The organism is Lentisalinibacter sediminis (assembly GCF_040706615.1).
Classification (GTDB): domain Bacteria; phylum Pseudomonadota; class Gammaproteobacteria; order Steroidobacterales; family Woeseiaceae; genus Lentisalinibacter; species Lentisalinibacter sediminis.
Genome location: NZ_JAPDRF010000004.1, coordinates 15,847 through 36,253 on the forward strand (window position 1 = coordinate 15,847; position 20,407 = coordinate 36,253).

Genomic DNA, 20,407 nt, shown 5'->3' on the forward strand with positions numbered 1-20,407 from the left:
CAACGCCTTCCTAACGCCGAAGATATTTGGCCTTCCAGAAGAAATATTGGTCAATCGATGACACTAGCTCTCTCCCCTCTGCTAATCTTTTTCTTTCACAGCTACTTCTATCGGACCGTTACGAACCATGAGTAGTCTCCATCAGAGAAACTTCGGTACCCGAGACAACGACGGACCACTGGTTTCTGCGATAATTCCGACCTATAACAGGGCCAGCATGCTTCGTACGGCTGTCGAGAGTGTTTTTTCTCAGACATATTCCCCGATTGAATTGATTATCGTCGATGATGCATCGACAGAAGATATCTCGACCTATATTCGGCCATGGCTTGATCGGCTCACTATCGTCAGACGCCCCTCCAATGGAGGACGGGCGGCAGCAATCAACGTAGGGATTAAGCACGCATCCGGCGAGTTCATTGCCGTGCTCGACTCTGACGATGCATGGACACCGACGAAGACAGAACTTCAAATGCAGGTTTTTGCCGAGCACCCAGAGACCGCCGCCGTTTGCGGCGGTGTTCAGTCGATGGACGAGCACGACGAACGGCTACCCTACATCACCACTCCCAAGCCAACGATACAATACGAGCGTCTTGCCGTATCTATGTGCCTTCCAGGCTCGAACTCTAACGAGATAGTACGTCGCGCTGTCCTCGAGGATCTTGGAGGATACGACGAAAATTTGAAGCGCGCGCAAGACTACGACCTCTGGTTGCGTGTCGCCAAATCATCCGCGATCCGTGGCGTATCAGAGGTTACCTGCCTTAAGCGAGCTCATGACGAAATCAGAAAAGATGGTGATATTGACACTATCATTGATTGCCGTCGGCAAATTGCTGCGAAAATATCAGACTCAGAACTACGCAGTAAACATATAGCTTGGATGTGGTACCAGATGGCTTGGCGTGCCTATGATCAGAGGCGTAGGTTTCGTGCTTTCTGCTGTCTTCTCAGGTCTTGGGTGGTGAGACCCTCACAAATCGATTCACTGCACCCTAGGCTCAAAGGCATAGTTTGGGAGCTACAGGCTCGACGAAAACGCTGATCTCTGAGCAGATATCCTTGCAAAGTGCAATCCTCTACCCGCGCTAAATCATCATGTTCTCAACCGGTCTTCGCGGCGTCGTTCATTTCCGAAAGGGGCTTTAGTCCAGCTATAAGGCGATAGGGCGCCTCATTGCGTGTCCGACCGTTTCTCGGCGCGGAAGACGCCGCGTCACGAAACTGTTCTCGCTGCTCCCAAACGAAATCCACCATGTCATCCAAATCTTTTCCTATACGATCAATCGGCAACATACACGGCTCAAGGTTCATCATCTCAAATGCCCCGCCTAACTTCCCTTTTGTATACTCGCTGCCCCAGATTGCTACGACAGGTATACCTGCTGATAACGCGAAGATAAGCTGATGGTAGCGCATCGTCACCACAAGTTGCGCCCTCTGAGTCAAGGCTTTCACCTCCGCCGCCCGCATGATTGGGGCTATCGAGAAGGTCGCGTTCGCGCTTAAGAATGCACTTACCTCTCTTGCTAAATTCAGATCCCCTCCCCCTTGAGGCGCATGATGCGGCACGAGCAGTCCCTCCATTTCCCGTTCCTTGGCTACACGCTCGCTTGCGCCGGCAAGGCTCGCAACATCCTCCTCCGACATGCCATCTAGCCGCCGGTAAGTGAAGATCGCGAATCTCTTCCCCCCGCTCATCTCATCAACCGACTCACTAAACTCTGGTTGCAAATAGACAGCGTCATCTAAAGCGGGACGTGCCTGCATCCCGATCTGCGCTTCCGAGAAGCCAGGATCCCGGACGCCGATCCAGTCTGCGTCGCGCAGTAGCAAACGAACTCTCGCCCGATCACCTTGCGAATACGGCCCGAGAGTCTGACTCACAAAAAACAATCTGCGTCTTAGGCGGCGCGCAAGCTCCAAGAACCTCAACCTCGCTTCAAGAACGTTCGGGTAGACACTCGTCAGGTTCCCGCCACCGCAGATCAGAACGGAGTCACAGGATAGCAACCAATAAATCTGCCTAATATACGACCATGCCCACCGCGCAGGTCTTTTGACTCTCATAGCCCGCCAAGCTCTATCACTTACGTGATAAAAGGAAAATGCCGTGACCGAATAGGTGCTAGAGGCGCGACGTCGATCCCCAGCTGCAAGGACTATTCTGTCGCGACCAATGAGTTCACTTATCCGCTTAATCGCGACCTCTGCCATCGCCTCATCGCCAACATGATAGTCCCTCCCAAATCCATGGACGTCGGCGAGCAATAAAATTCTTTTCCTTCTCTTAAACATTATGTCTTATCCCGCGTTTTCACTTTCATGTTCACCTACATCAATCCAATCGCTAACCTAGACAAAACCGCCCGCGGCAACGTCGTGGCATGGCGCCTTCCGTATTGCCGTAGCCGCAATTGCATGCAGTGAGAATTCTCCTTGGCGGCCCCTATCGTTCCTAGAACAGCATGAACACGCATAATACGAGAAGAATTAAGACGAACTAGTTTCTCTTCGTGTCCATAAGCGCTCGGAACAACTCAAGGCGGATCTCATTAGCATCAGAATGCGTTGGAAAGGTCACAAGTCTAGCGGCGAAATCGCGAGCCTGCTCCACTTGATTCACCAATACTCGCGGCATGCCGCGAATGTCGATCAAGCAATTTCGGTACATCCTCGTAATACCCCATTTCTTGCTTTCTCTAGTTTCGCAGAGAATTTCTTGATAGCGCGCATCGCAGCATAGTGCAGGATAACGAGTTGAGACGATGGAATCTCGCCCCTCGGGAACCGACTCAGCTATCGGACGAAACTTGTCGCAAGAATCTACCAATCTGCTTATCGTCCTGAGGTTGGATCGATGAATGTAATCCTGAGCCCAGCTACTGAGTGCGAGTTGTGTCCTGGCTGAATCTAACCTTCGTATACCTGTTAAGTTAGAATAGCGTGTCTGCCCAACACGTAGAAATGGAAGCCTAGAAACGAAACCATATGGTATCGGCCGAAGGCTGACGTTGAAGATCTGCCGCCTCATTCGCACTAGGGGATAGAAACTGGGGCGGCCGATACTGCTAATAACGCCAGACCCCTCTGCGAACATCAGAGCGCTTAACAATAGAAGGCCTCCCCCAAGACCGCCGGCAGGCTTCCCTCGCCCGAAACTCATCGTAACCAAGTCAGCGGTCGGTGCCCACCCACCGTTCCCGGGGAGCCGCTGCGCGCTATCCTCAATCACTGTAATTCCATGGGGTTCACAAAGCCTCCGCAAGCTATTTATATCCTCCGCGAAACCTAGGAAGTGGGCACCTATGACGGCCACGACGTCATCGGCGAGACGATCGGCGAGATGCTCGTGAGACAGGAAAGGCGAATCCGGCGCTGTATCGACCAGCTCCGGTGTTAGTCCCGCATACAAGACCGCCGCCACCAGGTCGGGACAGCCATAAGCCGGCAGCAATACACGCGTCCTGCTCCCATCACTCGTTTGTTTGGCCAGTACGAGGGCTAGTGCCAGAGCTGCCGTGCCTGATTGAACGAAAAGGCCCACATACCCGCCGGGTAGGACGTCGTCCAGCGCGATATCACGGCGAAGCGGGGGCAAGGGCTCGCCCGCCGGTCGAACACGCCCTAGCCTCATCGCCGCGATGGCTCCCAGGTCACGACTCGCTCGCCGCGAATGAATCGCAGGCACGCCTCGGCCATTGCCAAATTGACCTGGCAAAAGTAGTACGCGAATCGGGCGAAAGCCAGCCGTTGAACGGCGGCGGAGACCGAGGCAAGCACGGCTAGGCCGCAGCCGACGGCCTGACCGGCCAGCAGCACCAGCGGCAGGCCGCCCCCGGGGGCAAGGAAACAACTGGTAACAAAAAGCAGTAATAGGAACCAAGGGACCGCCCAGCGGAGCATCTTGTGGCTCCAGACCTGCCACGAGAACATGCCGAATGTAGCTGGGTTCAATACCTCCCGGGCTGCGCTCAGCCCCGCCATGCCCCGAAGGACCGTTCGGCGTTTGCGGGCATACTCATCGGCTGTGTTCCGCAGATTCCTGTAGACACCGATTACCGCCGGATCACTGACGGCCTTCAACCCCCGACGTGCGCAGGTCAGTGCCACAGTGAAATCGCTCGGTACATCCGTCCTCCATTCATCGCAGATCGAGCGCCTAACGGCGAAGAACGAACCGGACAGCCCAACCAGACCGGCCAGGCGGGACTCTAGCCGCCGGAGCCACATCTCATAACGCACATACAGGCCCTCGCCGGCAAGTGTGCCATCAGGGCTCTCGAAGCGGTCCTCGCTGGAGACTGCGCCAACGCAGGGATTCCGGAATCGCTTCATGAGAGCCTCGAGGCTGCCCGGAGCAATGCGAGTCGAGACGTCAGAGAAAACGAGGATTTCTCCTCTTGCCGCATCGATTCCCAGCTTCTGCGCGGCCTCCTTGCCCCCTCTCGCCTCCTGACGGATAAGCCGTACCCGATCATCGCCCATCCCGCGCACCAGCTCATCGGTCTCGTCCTCGGAGGCATCCGAGACGATGAGAATCTCGCTGGGCCAGCCCTCGGCGTGGGCCAACAGATCGCGGATCTTCCCCTCGATGCGCGCTGCCTCATTCCTCGCCGTCACTATGAAACTGACAGGCGCCTCGACACCTGACGAATCCGCGTGCCCCGCTTCCTTGTCCGCACCCGGTAGCCGGGTCAGGGCTAGGAGCAATACCGGGTAAACGCCGTAGCTATAGCCTGCGCCGAGCATCAACAGCCAGATCACCCATTCCGTCACGAAGACACCCTGCCCTGGCCGACAGGTTCGACCTTCCGAGGAAAGCGCGGGTCGATGCCGGCACAAGCGTCCAAAAGCGCCTCATGCGTGCGATCCAGCCTGTAATTCTCATCCACAACCTGGGCGGCCTCTCGACCCAGTCGAGCGCGCAAAGCCTTATCGCCCGCAAGCCGCAACACACAGGCGCTTGCCTCCTCCACGTTGCCCTCTGGATAAACAAGACCCGTTTTCCCATGCGACGTCGCCCCGCAAACGGAAGGGTTGTCGGGGACTATAACAGGCAGCCCGGCACGCATATATTCAAGAATGGAAAGTGAGTAACCCACCTCCCCGCGCGCCGGGTGAAACGCCATGGTACAGCCCGGTAGGATCTGCGCCACATCCGATAGCCGGCCGGGAAAGGTGGACAAGCCGTCCACGCCCAGTCTCGCCGCGTGGGTCCGGAAATCCTCCAGATGGGGACCGTCCCCAATAAACAAAAAATGGATACCGTCCCTATGCTTCTCCTTCAGTGAAGCTAGGCACTCCAGCACGAACTCGACATTTTTGTATCGATTAGCCCTGGAGACCATCACCATGATTGCCCGGCCCCGGGGGATGTCGAACATGGTATAGACGTCGCTACTCACGGTCGTCCTGTTCGGCTGCGGTGCCAACCCGTTGGGTACCGCCCAGGCGCGCGACGGCGGGACGCAGGAGACTTCTATCAGTCTCCGCCGTACGAACTCTGTAGCGCCAATGACACCATCGGCGGCGATCATCGGAGCGCGGTTTAGCATCTGCTTTAGCATGCGCTTCCCGCCTGAGGGCGTGATTCTGAGGCCCGGCGTATGGTCGTGAACGATGATAGTCTCGACGCCGGCGATCCGGTATAGCAAGTACCTAAACTTCCACGTGCTCCAGTCCGAGAGATAGAGCGTTTTGATACGGAGCCTCCTCAATAACTTGAACTGAGCCAGCAGATCAGCAGGCCTCGGAGATCTGAAATCCTGCTCGATCACGCGAAGGGGCGCATCGAACAACCGCCGGCTGACCTTCGTCACCTGCGGGAACGCTACGTAAGATACAAGCGAAGGCTGATAGGCCTCAGCCATAGCCGCCCAGAAGCCCTCCATCAGCCACCAGGCATACCCCACGTCGGAGTCGTGATTTCCAACCAAGAGAAGACCGGACCGTTTGCTCATGCCAGCTCGAACGCCGCGGGAGTGACATGGCACTCGCATGTCGCATTTAAGGCACCAACGAATATGGCCAGTCCGCCTCGATCGAGTTCCCTCACCCTATCGGCAATCTCCAGGGAGCGAGCAAATCGGTAGTCGGCAATGGAGACCGGAGTCATCATGCGTGTAGGCCTCACCCTCTTTGTCAGTCAGCTCGGCACCCACGAACTATTCGAAATAGAACGCACTGCGACACTCATAATCGGCCATTCTGCTTACTTCTTCTAATCAAGGGCGTTGCCTAGAATATTACCTAATGATCTGATTCGCGCCGTGACTCCTATCACACGACCCATCGCGAACTCACCCCCGTGCCATTCGCATCGGAAAATGCGACGCAAACAACACATGCCCGCCTCCTCATGCGCTACTATTATTAGGTGAACGGAGCCGCGTTGAATAGACAAGAAGCCATGAATACATCATACCTCCGGCGGACCATCCGTGAGAGCCTCAGCGATATTGTGAGGGAGTGTCGCATTCTGGCCACGCCCCCTCCACGGCCTTCCCTATGCTGGCTTTTCCTGGTGGGTTGTTACAACTCGGGAACAACCCTGCTGGCCCAAATGCTCGCCCGCCATCCCGATATCGCATCGTTCCCGACCGAAGGTCATTTCATAACTAACCAATTTGTAAAGGACTTCGATGTGGGCCTACCACGCATGTGGAGCCGAGGAGAACATCTTTTTCGATTAACCGAACAAGACGAGGGCCCCGACGCGCAACGCATCAAGAAAGAGTGGGGCATGCGGCTCGACCGTCGGAAGCCGGTCTTCCTTGAGAAATCCCCTCCCAACACGGCCCGCACCCGCTGGCTTCAAAGTTATTTTGCTCCAGCCCGGTTTGTTGCAATTGTGCGGAACGGCTATGCTGTGGCCGAGGGTATCCGACGCAAAGCGGATCCTCACCATCTCCCGGCGAGCTGGCCTATCGAGGACTGTGCGCGCCAATGGGTTCGCTCGAATGAAATGCTACAGAAGGATTCAAGCTATCTGGACCATCTCCTGTGGGTCAGCTATGAATCACTGGCCGAATCACCCAAGGATGTCCTGAACAACATCGCGCGCTTTGCCGGCTTGGAAGATTTCCCCACCTTTAATACAGACGATGCGCTAGTTGTCCACGAACGGAAGCAACCGATCGCTGATCTCAACAACGAAAGCATCGAACGATTGAGCGCCCAAGATATTGCGACGATAAACCGAATAGCTGGTCCGACCCTTGAGAAATTCGGTTACGAAATCTTAAACCCGGATGCGAAAACGACTAGCGATAAGTAGCGCCTGAAAGACGGATAGTTTGCAGACAAACGAGTATTCTTGCCGTCGAATCCGATTCGCACGAACGACCCCTAGTAAACCTCTCTCCGGCCCGATGCACTATCATGCTTGAGATTCCCGTCGATACCAGGCTCACGCAGCTGCGACTTCGCGTCAATGCAGCTTTATCTTCTGTTGGCCGCGTTTTCTTGGGCTACAACCAACAGCATCTGATCGTTTGCGGATTTCCTCGAGCGGGCACTTCTCTCCTCTACAACATGCTGAGTGCATCGACGCACGGTTTCCGCTATGAGCCTTTTGAAAACTATTTTATGTATCGCCTTCATCGACTTGGCAGTTATGCGACGAAGGCGCCGTTGGACGTTCTCCATATACCAGCAATTGACGGACTGAATATAAATAGGAAAGCACTGATAATCATTGTGGTGGTTCGAGATATCCGAGATATATTAACTTCACGACACCCTCTCGTACCCGATCAATATTTTATCAGTTTCGATACAAGTCTCTGGCCGAAAGACAGAAACTTTCGCAGCTGGGCGCATGAAGCCCCAGGCGTCATTCCGGTATACGAAGCCATCGAGTCAATCCGGAACCGACGCGATGTCACCATTATTCGCTATGAAGACCTGGTGGCAGACCCAGATCGTGTCCAACACCAGCTAGGCGACAAATTCAATCTTCGCTTCAACAGTGACTTCAGCAACTACCATAAACGGCCGGAAAAGCATGCATACAGTTATCGAGGGCGCTTTCAAGCTAAAGATCCTAAACTAGTTCGCGAGAATGACGCGTCAACGAAAGAACGAGTCTCGCGGTGGCGCCGGTCCTCCGAAGATGTGGATCGTATCAGAAGACAGTTTCTAGCGTGCCCTGAGCTATTCTCGGTTCTCAAAGACTACGGATACGAAACAGATGACCACTGGTTCTCAGCCTTAGATCCGTGATCCCATATTTACTCACCTTGTCTACTGTAACGCTCGGGTACGTGAGCGCCTTGTTTTTTCGATAGCTTCGCGCAGTACATCCCATGTCCGCCGACCCACAACATCTGCAGAAAAGTTTCGCTCGACATTTCGTAGCGCTGCATCCCGATAAGACGGCCACTGCTCCGGATGATCGATGAAATGTTCTATAGATTCCGCAATTGCACGGTGCGATCTGTCCTGTATCAGCCATCCATCCACTCCATGATTGATGCACTCGGGAATACCTCCGACCCGCGTAGCGATCGGAATACATCCCGTCGCTTGGGCCTCCTGCAGGACGACGCCCTGGGTCTCTAACCATCCCTGCCGGAATCGACTGTGGGTGCTCGGCAGAATCAACAGATCCGTCTCATAGTACTTTTTAATCAGGGCTTCATTTCTCATCGGTCCGTGAAATGTGACGATTTCCGTCAGGCCGTGCTTGCGACAAAGCTCTTCCAGACGATTACGGTCCGGACCAACACCAACGATATGCACTCGAACCGAGCGCCCGCTTCTCATCAGTCTAGCAACGGCAAGTAATAAATATCCTTGGCCTTTCTCGCGATTCAAACGTCCAACACACAATATCTCTACCGGGCGTCCGGACTCTTGAGTTCGCCTTTTTCGACCAACGAAGCGCTCAATCGGCAAACCCTGCGGTATGACCGCGAGCTTATCCGCGGAATATCCAAGTTCCTGCGCATGCGTCAATGCGGGACACGTGTTGACCAACACGCGGAAGACGCCCCTCGATAATTCCTGGCGGCGATTTGTGGTTATCGATGACACTCCGTTCGGCGGTAGGCCGTGGAAAGTTACAACCATGGGAATCGACATTGCATTGGCGACATCCTGGAATCGGCAAGACATCGCCTCGCTATGCGAATGGATGGCAACGATCGAACCTGATTTTAAGACAACAGAAAGCGCATGAAGAGCACGTAGAAAGCGTTTGGCGTTACCGGCACCTCTGTCAATTGGACGGATCATTCGCCACAGCCTCACACATAGCCGCGGCCTTCTAACGAAGCTACTCAATGCCGCCGAGACTAGCCCGGCTCGATTAGTAGCCATCACGATGAGATCGATCGCCAGGTCAACCGCTGCGGACTCTCTTGATTCGGCGCTTCGATTAAATGTAATTACGGTAACCTGAACACGCTGACTGACAAGCTGACGAAGATAGGTGTCCATCCATGGTTGATTAACCGAAGGGAACATGGGCGCGAGGACTAATACTCTTGGTCTCTGCACATCCTTACTAGGGACCGGGTCAGTCATTCACGGCGCCCCCTGACAGCGCCCTGCGATCTGCCGCGGAGCTGCTCCGCAACCCCAACATGTATTCCCGCCTTACCGCCTCATGCAGGGCGATGATCAAGGCTAAACTGATCCAGAAGTAAGGGTAATACAGCACGGTCACGAACTGGCCTGCCAAAAGGAATGCAACCAGACCGGCATCGAGTCCATGGCTTAGATGTCGAAGCAGGCTATCCTTGTCCGAGAGCCTTCGCCTCGTACGCCGACCGGCTTGGAATGATAGTGCAACGAGCACCGCGAAAACGAAGAGCCCGGGCAAACCCAGCTCGGCGGTAACCTGGATCAATATATTGTGGGGTACTTGGTGCGTACCCAGATAACTGACATCGTCGACGGGAGGAAAATGAGCCACGTAGTACGGCATCCAATTGGAATAGCCGATCCCGGTGACCGGATGCTCCCCTATCATCTCGAGTCCGTCACTCCACAAAGTAAGGCGCCGCTGGGAAGTTCCATCATCCCCTATGGTCTGAAAGCGCTCCCTCATGCCTTCGCCAATCAGTAGGAACCCTATTACAGCAAGTACGCCAACAGCGACGATATTTCGGATTCGCACCCCCACCGCCATCAGAGCCCAGCTCATTCCGACGGCCACGGCGATAATCGCACCACGGGAATTCGTGCCGACGGTCGTTACCAGCGCGGATATCGGTAGCAGCGCAGACAGCACCCTGCCCCATCGCCCCAACCTGGCCCATAGCGCATAAACCACCAGAAATGACAGTGGCGTGAACATCGCCATCTGGACGCCCAGTTCACCTGGATTCTGAAACCAACCGACCGGCCCCTTAAAGCCGTAACCTGGCAGACTGAATCCGGAGAACACGAAAGAGCGCAGGCCAAACTGGGAAAAGCGAAGGTTGCAGAGAACATAGACCACCATCAACAATAGGAATCGCTCGCGAGTCGTCGCCGTATTGGTGATCAGCACTATTATCACAAGCCAGGGAACCAATTGATCCCACTTGCTAACTCCATAAGCGGGAAACTCCGCGAAAATCAGGGAAAATATCGCAACCAGTAAGTACAGGCCCAGCCATATGTAGATAAAGCTGCGTGTCCAGCCCCGGCGCGCTACGTCCGGCAACATGGCGATCACCCCTGCGAGAATCACGAGCATCGTCCAAGGCAGGACATCGATGGCCGGGAATCTGCTCTGCGGCCGAACGTACTCGAAGACGACGTATAGGCACGCTAGCTGGAAGCCGACGGGCTGGTCACGAAAGCATCGCCAGACAGTCTTAGGACTGAAGTCCGACTCCAGTCCAATTTTCCCAGCCGCTGCAACGGGTTCTTCCCTCGGCCTGTGCGCCGCAAGCCGTCCGCCCATCTTTACGCCCCGGCCATCGCCCGGAATTGCTCATTCCTGGCGACGAGTTCGTCATAGGTCCCCGATTCGACGACGCGGCCTCGCTCCAGCAGGAAAATTCGGTCGCAATCCTCTACCGTCGTTAGCCGGTGGGCAATCATGATGACCGTCTTGCGGCTGCCAATATTTCGCACCGCTTCCATTACCGCCTGTTCAGTCAAGTTGTCGAGTGCGCTGGTCGCCTCGTCCAGAATGAGTACATCCGGGTCATGATAGAGTGCCCGCGCAATTCCGATGCGCTGCCGCTGGCCGCCGGAAAGCCGAACGCCTCTCTCGCCTACCCTGGTGTGATAGCCGTCCGGCAATTCGCTCGTTATGAAATCGTGGAGGTTCGCCACCTTCGCCGCCCGTTCCACCGACACCATCTCGATATGGCGCTTGGGCAACCCGAAAGCGATGTTCGCCGCTACGGAATCATCGGAGAGAAAGATCTGCTGGGGCACATAGCCCAGTGAACGCTGCCATTGTCGCACGGCATTGCCTGTGATCGGGACGCCATCGACCCACAGCACACCCTCAGTCGGAGCCAGCAATCCGAGTATAATGTCCACACAGGTCGTCTTCCCGGACCCTGTCGCCCCCACGAGCCCAACAGTAGTACAGGCGGACACCGTGAGAGTGACGCCGTCCAGGGCCGGACGGCTGGCGCCGGGATAGGAGTAACTCACCGCATCCAGCTCGAGCCGGCCCTCCAGATGACGCCGCGACGGCGCATCGGCGGTGCCGACGAGTTTAGTGCGGCGGCCCGATTCTTCCCGGCGTGTCTGCAAGGTGCGGAAGTCTTCGCATAGTGCATTGAGCGGCGCTTCCGTTACGCGGATCTGGGAGATGCCCTGGTAGATATTTTGGAGCGCCGGCATCAGACGATAGCCGCCGAATGCATACAGAGCGATGATAGGCAGCGCATCCTGAAAACTACCTTGTTGGGCGATCAAATATAAGAGGACCAGCAGCATGCCTCCGAACAGCAGTCCCTGCATCGCGAAAGAGGGCAACTGGCTGCACAGCTGGGCGGAGATCTGGCGGCTTGCCATAGTCTGTGCGGGTTGCACAAACCGGTTCACCAGCACATCTTCCAGACCGCCTATCTTGACCTCCTTTATGCCGGTGAACGCCTCCTGAACAACGTGAAACCGGGCATGGTTGGCCGCTCTGCGCTCCGCGCCGAGACGGCGCAGACGCGTGCGCAACACGGCTGAAATAATAAAGTACGTACCGCCCAAACCGAGGCCCATGGCCGCAGCCAGTAGGGGATCTACGCTAATCAGCAAGGCCATCAGGAGAATGGCAACCAACGACTGGGCCAAAACCTGCATGGCCGGGAATAGCACGCCATTGATGACCTGGGCGACCTCCGCCAGTACCGAAGCGCCCAAGTCCGCACTGTGCCGGTTCAGAAACCACTCGTAAGGCTGGTTCAAATAGCCGCGGATGAGACGGGCGCTCCATGCATAGTTTCGATTCTGCGAAAAGCGTAACTGGGCCCAGAGACCCACCGCCTTGAGAAGGAGAGATCCGATGAGAAGCACGAAAAACACTAGACCCAAGAAAAAAAGGAAATCGGACCGCTCACCGAACCCCAGTAACTCATACGTATGGGCGAGATAAGGGTTGGTCTCTATCACTTCCGGATTAGAGAGCACGGCAATAAAGGGCATGATTGACGCAACACCTAGCGTCTCCACCAGCGCCACGAGGATCAGCACCCCGAACACGACAGCCCCTCGTCGCCGTTCTCTCTGATCCAAAAGGGCAAATAACTTTTTATAAGCGATTAACATTACACTAGACTCACGAGTCCAAGCGGACGCAAGGGGGCAGAAAAACACTGTCGAAATGATACCCTTATAATGATTGCCGGGCGACAGCAGGCGCACATTTTGGGGCGCAGATCACAAAATCGGGGTCCCGACGGCAATCAGCGCTCCGTCGACCGCCCTTTAGGGTTAATACAGAAGAGCAAAACCAGCTCCTATCACCTCCTATAAAATTGCCCGGTATAGAATGAGCAGACCGCGTTCGGTAGAGAAACCACCAACAAGAATCCTGCACGTTGTTTCCGGGGATCTTTGGGCCGGGGCTGAAACGCAGATTTTCCAATTGGCGCGGGCCCTGAAAGCCACGCCAGCCATTGCCCTCAGAGTCGCGGTTATGAATCCGGGAACTCTGGCAAGCCGATTAACCGAGGAAGGGGTCGACGTGCTGATTCTCGATGAGAGCCGACACTCTTTTGTGGAACTCGCCCAGGCACTGACGCAGCTCAATAAAGAGTGGAAACCTCATATCGTCCATACCCATCGCCGGAAAGAGCACGTACTGGGAGCACTCTCCGCCCGGGCCTCTGGCGCCAAGCTGGTAGCGACGATTCATGGCGCGAGTGAGTTCACTTACCCGTGGTGGGACTTGCGCCATCAGTTTTTACTCCGGCTCGAACGGGCTGTGCTGACCCGGTATTTCCAACTCATCGTAGCCGTATCCCAAGAGCTAAGGGACTCCCTTCGGAAGACCTACCAGCAGGTTGCGATGCTACCCAATGGTGTGGACATAGCGGCGATCCGCAATGCGGCAACCGCGTGTGATCCGCCCGTCGACGCAAATGCTACCCGCCTTGTATTTATTGGACGCCTCGCACCCGTAAAACGGGTCGATCGAATCATTGATACGGTAGAACTCCTCCATAAGTCAGAACCCGGTCGATGGAGCCTTTACATAATCGGAGACGGACCATTGGAAGCCGCACTAAAACGTAAAGCCCAGCGACTAGACGCTGTCAACTATATCCATTTTACAGGCCCTATAGAGAACCCGTTTCCGTGGCTATCCAAGATGCACGCGCTGGTGTTAGCGTCGGATCATGAAGGCCTGCCGATGACGGCTCTCGAGGCCTTGGCTCTAAATATTCCTTTTATAGCCCCGGCTAAAGGCGGCCTGAGCGAGCTTGCCCGGGACGCCGGTATTCAAGATTTTCTCTTCGATACGGACCGGGAGCTAAGAGGTGTATTGCTCAAACAGCTTCAGGAAGCTCGAGGCAAGCGACGTCCGGCCTGCACATTGCCAAAAAAATATCAAATCGATTCAGTCACCGCCCAATATCTGAAGCTCTATGGAGGTTTGGCGAATAGATAAATATCATCCCTTGCCGGCTTTTTGGACCGCAGTCTAGGGCAGCGCCAAATCAGACACAGTATCTTTCCCTTCTTCTGCTAAGGGCTCGTTCATCCAAAAAGACAATGGCTTTAGTTGCTCATCTCGTGCCAGCTGTGCTTCAGGCTTGTTAGCTTTAATACACACGCGCTTCTCGAACTGCCCCCCAATCCCATGCGCGCGTTGCAAGTCCTCGCACAGCTTGGCCGTGGTATTCACTGGTCCCAGATTCTGTAAAAACCATTCTCTTGGTGTAAATGACCGCTCCGACTCTCTAATTGCTGCTAAGTTCTTACCAAGATCTCTCTCTCGCAATACTCTACCGGTGTCATTGTTTATGTAGTCTTTGTTTACCCCGACATTTTCTTCCAAGACGAATACCGGAGTATCACTCGCCATTGCTTCGTAGATCACGCGGCTACTACCTTCCTTGTAAGAAGTGAATACCAACACTCTGGAGGAAGCATAAATTCTTCTCAGCTCCGTTTGTGTGACGGCCTCGAATATGTCGAGACTATCCCCTATTCCATAAAAATCGATTTGCGCTTCGATCCTCCGCGTGCTGCTGGCGTTTTTCCCATGTCCTGCCAAAACGAGTGCGGCACGGAAATCTGGAAGCTCCCGCAAAGCAGCCGCGACCGCACGAAAATATGCATGAGGCCTTTTCCACCAGAGGTAATTGGCCACGCAGACCGCGTCCCACCGCTTCTCGGCGCGGTCGTGATCCGCTGGTCTAAATGCTTCAGAATCAATCCAGTCTCCCGCGCCGTAAGGAACCGCGACAAGATTGCAATCCAGGCAGTCGATCAATTTTCGATCATATCGTTCGGTAGCTTGAACGACCACCGGCTCATTCACATTCATCCAGCAAAAGATTGCCGGATCGGCGTATCCGGCGAAACTCGGTTCTAGCACCAAGTAGAAACGCCTCGACAGCGCTGCAACGTCTACTGTCGAATACAATTTCTCGGCCGTCTCGGTGAAGCTGACCAAGAGCACGCCTTTCCTCACCACATACCCAGCCTCCATCTCCGGTTCGGCCATGACCAGACATCTACCGTCCAGCGAATCGACGTCAACAGCCTTCGGTAAGAGCTTTGCCGACTCAATAGCAATATCCTTTTTTGCCACCGAGATCGCTCGACCAAACCAGCGCGAGTCTGAGTAACGGCTGGCGCGCAATAGCCACGACACCCCACGGGTCTTTTGCCCTGTATTGAGCGCAATGACACCTGCGCCACCAAGCAAAGACGCTAATACTCGACGCACCACTCGAAACTGGAAGTCTTTGAACCAGCTGAATACCACCCAGTAGATCGTACTCTCACGAGCGCTAAACATGCTTCGTCTGTTCCCGGCTGCGAAAGTTCGCTTCGATGCGTTCCGTTAGAGAGTTAGGCAGAGTCTACCACCAATCATTTAAGTGCACTCGATAGGTGCAGGTCGTTCCACTAATTCCCGTTATATAACGGCCTCGAATTCGTCTGTAGGGGCGGCATTCTGGCAGAGATCATCCGTCTAATCGATCAGTCCTGATCCGATAAGATTGACGCTTCTCGTTATCGGTGTTCTGCAGTCTTCACTGACCCTTCTCCGGCAATGCTTCGCCAGATATCAATCTGAGTAGACCTTAAACACTCTAGCCACGATGCCAATGCTACTTAGACTGATCGTAGCTTCGGACTATTGCTACTCAATGTGCTCCACATCCGCAGCCCCAATGCCTCCTTACTTCGACTCCGAATTGTCTTACGTCCCGTCGCAGATGCGATGCGTGCGCCAGACCCCTTCATCGCCACCATGACGTCGGCCTCTTTGGGGATCGCTAAAATCTGCGTTCGCCCGAATCGCTTATTCGAGAATGTTTCGTATTGAGCCTCCTGACGATCGACGGTGCCAGAAACTCGATTTTCTACGCGTCGTTCAAATGGGGAAGCTTACAACTTTGCTCCGAGACAAAGATTCTTTGCTTAGTTCATAGGAAGAGACAAGAATCGGGTGATAAGGGTGCCGACTTTATGGCTAATGCGTGATCGTTCTGACGGGAATTCCGGAGTGACTATCGCCTACGCCAATGGCGAGGCTGACTCAGCCATGCCGGACGAGGGTATCGATGGTGAGATGATACGGTTTGCACCTGGGCATCGCAATTTGCGCCATACGGTTAATTAGTTCGAACTACGGGCTGATACACTGCGCGGCGCCACGCTATCCGAGCTCGTGCTCGATTGTGCGAAGCAATAGAGGCCAGACGAATTTAGCATAAAGGCAGATTCGCCCGTAGCTCACCTCAAAAGACCACGCGAAACAATTGGTTATGCGCTATTTCCTTCCCGGGCCCGCCGAATGTCCCGCGTCTGAGACTCTTGGTTGTAACCTCGAGTCAGTGTCGGCAAAGAGCGACATTGCGATGCGTGTCACACTTTTATACCGTACCAAACTATCGGTAATGTGATTCAGCTAGAATCCCTAACGCGAGTGTATGTAACCGGCGATATCTTCCGGAGAACACAATGAATTTTTGTCAGAAGGCGACGATATTTGTTCTATCCACGATTGCAGCCGCGGCAAGCCCAGCCCAGACCACGCAGCCGACGCCTGAGCCGCCGACGTTGTTCGGCGCTGAGCGCGAGAATACTCCTCTGAGTACTTGGAGACTTCCGTCCGGTCATTTCACGCCTGCGAAGATGCCGATACACCTTGTTTATCCTCGCCCAGACGCGGAGACCGCGAGCTGGGCGAGGCAAAAGAGAGCTTATCCTGGACTGGAGTATCGAATTCCCGTTGTCGTACAAGGCGGGGCATACCCATACAGATACCAGGTTGTTTCCGGCCCATCTGGTATGACAGTCGGGGAAAAGTACGGAGACGCCAATTATGGCATTGCGTCATGGACCCCTGCCGAGGAGTCCGGACCCCAACAGGTATCCATACGCGTCACAGATCAGCAAGACAGTTTTGTTGATGTAAAATTCTCCATAGAGGTTACCCGCAAAGGCTTCATATTTCTGGATCCAAATGTCGCGACGAGCGGTGATGGCAGTATTGGGAATCCGCTCAAAACATTTGCAGACGTACACAAAGGCTCGCAGGATGATCGAACTTACGCCGGCAATATCCTATACCTTCGGGGCGGTACTCATAAGCTCACCGGCTGGGCAGGTAATAACGGCAATTTCAACGTAAAAGGTGACAATAAGCCGCAGGTCTGGTTGGCGTATCCTGGTGAGGAGGTTGTTGTGGATGCGTCGAGTGCCGGCGTCTACATGCTGGAAGGCAACTCTGGCAACGACATGTTCATGCACGGATTTCGCATGATTAATTCTCGGGCAGACTTGTCAAATTCACGGTTCTTCTGGTTTGGGGGTGAAAACGGCTCGCGCTCAACGTTCTTCGAACTGCACTTTGAAAATTTGGTTAGAGGAACTTCGGGCACGGACAATCCCGGTGCCATCGTGAAATTCCGAGGTAATAGTCACGTCGAATATTGGGCCATTATTGGCTGCAGTATCGAGGAATATGATGCGCCCCTCGTGGGCTCTTTTTACGCGACCAGATACGTTGTTGTTGACAATAACGTGCTTGGCGCATCTACGATGTCTTACGTTGATCAGGGGATATTCGCGAAAGCCGCAAGTGACTTCTGGTCAGTCAGAGGTAATGTCTCGACCTTGCAAAACTTTTCTTATGGCGCGCTTGAGAACCTCGGCTCATCGTCGGAGTATGGTCCACAAAGGCTGGAATTCGCTTATAACAAACTGTACGTGCCAGACTCCGGAAGCATGGCGATCGTATACAATTGGACTACTGGTGAAGGTGACCCTGGCAATTCGGTTTGGATATATCGGAATACCGTTGTGGGCGAAATGCGAGGACTGGGGCATGCAGTGTATGAAGTGGTGATTGAGAACAATGTCGTCCTGAACAAGAACGGAATTCAAGAGAGCGGCAGCACTCGGACAGTCACCGAAAGAGATAACTTGATTGCCTCCCGATCTGCGTTAACCGAGGTTCTCGATGCTGATTACCGATTACAAGGTAAGTATCGCGATCAATACCTAGGCACACATGGTCATGAAATCAGTGAATAATGGTTCCTGTTTGCCGCGCTAGAAGTCAGTATGTTGGGAACATTTGATTCAAAGTCGATCGGCGGGTAGGCACCCAGGACAAACTGCTGATACGTCGCGCGCGGATAGCTAAACAGGCGCAGGGTTAGCTGTTTTTCTACTCAGATAAGATACCGTTATGACGCACTAACACTTGACTCGCTTGCGCCATGAAAGCTTGCCGCTGGCCCGGAACTACTGGGTTGTGTCAGTGAATACGAAATTTCGCACTTTGCCAATCTAGCAAAACGCCGGTTGCAAGGCTCTAAATGATCGCACAGGGGATGAATGTGCTTTCAAACTGGGCAGCGGAAATCCGAAATTGATATGGTCACTAGCTGCTGGCGCGCCACAGGGAACAGCTTCAATCCTAGGACATCCGGCATCGAGCATGACTGCGTTATGGGATAACGTCGTCTCGCAACTAGCCCACACTATATTGGCTCATGAGACGCAACTTCAAGACGCTAGCGTATTCGCTGCGACAATGTACATTTGAAAAGCAGGATTGGGAATAGGCGCCTAGCCCGATCAGTCATTCAGAATAGCCTACTCGGATCGTTCACTTATTTTGCTGATTACTGCTCTGAACTTCCCCGCCTGATTTCGAGGGATTGCAGATGTTTGCTCCACAACGACGCGCATCCCATCGCCAAGCCTCTCCTTGATCCGTTTGATGACATCCTGTTCATCATTGAATCCGAAACCTGGTTTCGCCACGACTATAACGCGAACAAAATCTAGCCGTTCCTGGATAATCTGCCCTTCTTCGATATTTGGTTGGTCTACAAAGATGCCATGGAAACGAACCATTCGTCGACCGTCCGGACCGTAGACAGTATCTTCCAAACGACCAATGACTTCTTTGAGTACGGGCATCTGCCTTCCGCAACGTGCTCGCTCTTCTGAAAGCACGGCACGATCACCGATACGGTAGCGGATCATTGGTTGACTAGGCCTTATGAATCCTGTTGCCAAGATCTCTCCGTCTTCCGCAGGGCCAATCTGATCGAACGTTGAATTCACAACTTCCAGGATGCCACAGTCAGGGTTGATCAATTTTTGGCCGTATTCATTCTCACAAACGAAAAAAAGATTCTCGACTGTTCCATATTCCTCGAACACCCGAGTCCGGAATACAGCTTCGATTACACTCCGCATTTCGGAGCTTACCGGCTCGCTGGTCGTGATTACTGCCTTCAAGCTTGGCGGTTGCAAACCCTTTTCTGCTGCTAGCTTGGCTATCTGATAAATCGAATTGGCGTAGCCGGTCATCCAATACGGTCTATGCCTCTCGAATGCTTCAATATACTTTTCGGCATTGCTAGGAGAAATATGAAAGGCGGAAAAGTACAGTTGCTTCTCAAACCAATTGTAGCGATAGAAAGGACCTTGGCTATCCGCCGACGGAACGACCTTCCGTCCGCTAAAGGTGGCCCGCGATTGACTATAGCTAACGCCCGCAAATCGGCAGGATCGAGCTTCTCGCATAGCTATTGACCGCTGCATCTCGCCAGGGAGCCAGTAAGTTGACACAGGTGTACCTGATGAACCACTCGTATAGTTAATTCGATGGAGTTTCTGGGGAGACCCTCCCACTAGAAATGCATCGGGATCATCTCGAACCGCGCTCTTCTCTACGATAGGGAGTGCAGGCAGATCACCTACGGTAAAGCGCTCCAAGTCCGCTCGTGTTACAAGCCCACGCCAAGCCTTCTGATAGTACGGTACGTGATCAAATGCCGTCACCAGCAATTTACGAAGTTCCGCATTCTGATACTGTTCCCACTCCTTATGCGAAAATCTTTCCCGTGAAATGAATGCATCCCTCTCCCTGTGGAAATTCTGCGACAAGCGCAGCTTTTTCCAGTAATAGCCGTATGCGCTGACAAGTACATGCTGGGCAAGAACTGGCGAACTAGCATATAATTTTTCAGAGAAACTATTCATATCGCAAATCGCATCGTACCTTTCTGCCCCTTCAATTCTCCGTATTGACGCTGGCACTTACTCCGCTGACTGTAGCTAATTGCTCAGTGAGTGACCAATGGTTGGTGAATATTGAGAACTACCAGCCACGATCCGTCAAGATGCGTTCGTCGATTTCGCGCGTTGAGGTGGAAGTGGTCCAGCTTTCTGGATACGAGCCTACGTCAGACTGAAGCTACCTTGAAGAAGTCCAATGGGCTATGCTTACCGAGCTGAAACGCGG

General features: G+C 54.0%; 14 protein-coding genes. 5 read left to right on the forward strand and 9 right to left on the reverse strand.

Annotation, left to right across the window (positions count from 1 at the left end; all coding sequences use genetic code 11):
* The first annotated feature begins 127 nt into the window (after positions 1-127).
* Entirely contained in the window at positions 128-1,048 is a 921-nt protein-coding gene (locus tag ACJMKX_RS08790; RefSeq protein ID WP_405223852.1) for a glycosyltransferase family 2 protein, read from the forward strand.
* Between the two features lie 59 nt (positions 1,049-1,107).
* Here ACJMKX_RS08790 and ACJMKX_RS08795 read toward each other — a convergent pair whose 3' ends face one another.
* The 4 genes from ACJMKX_RS08795 to ACJMKX_RS08810 all read right to left on the reverse strand — a co-directional run bounded on the left by ACJMKX_RS08795 (position 1,108) and on the right by ACJMKX_RS08810 (position 5,966).
* A complete protein-coding gene (locus tag ACJMKX_RS08795) occupies positions 1,108-2,301 on the reverse strand; it encodes a polysaccharide pyruvyl transferase family protein (RefSeq protein WP_405223854.1) in 1,194 nt (397 codons plus the stop codon).
* Positions 2,302-2,506: 205 nt separating this feature from the next.
* Positions 2,507-3,640, reverse strand: coding sequence for a DegT/DnrJ/EryC1/StrS family aminotransferase (locus ACJMKX_RS08800; protein ID WP_405223856.1), 1,134 nt, complete (start codon positions 3,638-3,640; stop codon positions 2,507-2,509).
* Entirely contained in the window at positions 3,637-4,782 is a 1,146-nt protein-coding gene (locus ACJMKX_RS08805) for a glycosyltransferase (protein WP_405223857.1), read from the reverse strand. The genes ACJMKX_RS08800 and ACJMKX_RS08805 overlap by 4 nt, the downstream gene beginning before the upstream one ends.
* Positions 4,779-5,966 carry a glycosyltransferase family 4 protein gene (locus tag ACJMKX_RS08810; RefSeq protein ID WP_405223858.1) on the reverse strand — a complete coding sequence of 396 codons (1,188 nt, stop codon included), beginning with the start codon at positions 5,964-5,966 and terminating at the stop codon, positions 4,779-4,781. The genes ACJMKX_RS08805 and ACJMKX_RS08810 overlap by 4 nt, the downstream gene beginning before the upstream one ends.
* Positions 5,967-6,397: 431 nt before the next feature.
* On the opposite strand from ACJMKX_RS08810, the gene ACJMKX_RS08815 reads away from it, so the two are divergent.
* Positions 6,398-7,282 carry a sulfotransferase family protein gene (locus tag ACJMKX_RS08815; RefSeq protein ID WP_405223860.1) on the forward strand — a complete coding sequence of 295 codons (885 nt, stop codon included), beginning with the start codon at positions 6,398-6,400 and terminating at the stop codon, positions 7,280-7,282.
* A gap of 104 nt (positions 7,283-7,386) precedes the next feature.
* Complete coding sequence (locus ACJMKX_RS08820) at positions 7,387-8,229, forward strand: sulfotransferase domain-containing protein (protein WP_405223862.1); 843 nt, start codon at positions 7,387-7,389, stop codon at positions 8,227-8,229.
* A 21-nt stretch (positions 8,230-8,250) separates the two neighbouring features.
* On the opposite strand, the gene ACJMKX_RS08825 is transcribed toward ACJMKX_RS08820, so the two are convergent.
* The 3 genes from ACJMKX_RS08825 to ACJMKX_RS08835 form a co-directional block, all read right to left on the reverse strand.
* On the reverse strand, positions 8,251-9,447 hold the full coding sequence (locus tag ACJMKX_RS08825) for a glycosyltransferase family 4 protein (protein ID WP_405223864.1): 1,197 nt from the start codon (positions 9,445-9,447) through the stop codon (positions 8,251-8,253).
* 79 nt (positions 9,448-9,526) lie between these two features.
* Positions 9,527-10,903: an O-antigen ligase family protein gene (locus ACJMKX_RS08830; RefSeq protein ID WP_405223866.1), complete on the reverse strand. Its 1,377-nt coding sequence runs from the start codon at positions 10,901-10,903 to the stop codon at positions 9,527-9,529.
* A 2-nt stretch (positions 10,904-10,905) separates the two neighbouring features.
* The gene (locus ACJMKX_RS08835; RefSeq protein WP_405223868.1) at positions 10,906-12,723 is read right to left on the reverse strand and encodes an ABC transporter ATP-binding protein; all 1,818 of its coding nucleotides are present in this window, start codon (positions 12,721-12,723) and stop codon (positions 10,906-10,908) included.
* Positions 12,724-12,946: 223 nt separating this feature from the next.
* On the opposite strand from ACJMKX_RS08835, the gene ACJMKX_RS08840 reads away from it, so the two are divergent.
* On the forward strand, positions 12,947-14,068 hold the full coding sequence (locus ACJMKX_RS08840; protein WP_405223870.1) for a glycosyltransferase: 1,122 nt from the start codon (positions 12,947-12,949) through the stop codon (positions 14,066-14,068).
* A 33-nt stretch (positions 14,069-14,101) separates the two neighbouring features.
* Here ACJMKX_RS08840 and ACJMKX_RS08845 read toward each other — a convergent pair whose 3' ends face one another.
* Complete coding sequence (locus tag ACJMKX_RS08845; RefSeq protein WP_405223872.1) at positions 14,102-15,427, reverse strand: glycosyltransferase family 4 protein; 1,326 nt, start codon at positions 15,425-15,427, stop codon at positions 14,102-14,104.
* Between the two features lie 1,172 nt (positions 15,428-16,599).
* Between ACJMKX_RS08845 and ACJMKX_RS08850 the strand changes: the two genes are divergently transcribed.
* Positions 16,600-18,177 (forward strand): hypothetical protein, encoded by a 1,578-nt coding sequence (locus tag ACJMKX_RS08850; RefSeq protein ID WP_405223874.1) that lies wholly within the window; start codon positions 16,600-16,602, stop codon positions 18,175-18,177.
* 567 nt (positions 18,178-18,744) lie between these two features.
* Here the strand turns inward: ACJMKX_RS08850 and ACJMKX_RS08855 are convergent.
* The gene (locus ACJMKX_RS08855; RefSeq protein ID WP_405223876.1) at positions 18,745-20,145 is read right to left on the reverse strand and encodes a phenylacetate--CoA ligase family protein; all 1,401 of its coding nucleotides are present in this window, start codon (positions 20,143-20,145) and stop codon (positions 18,745-18,747) included.
* Positions 20,146-20,407 lie beyond the last annotated feature (262 nt).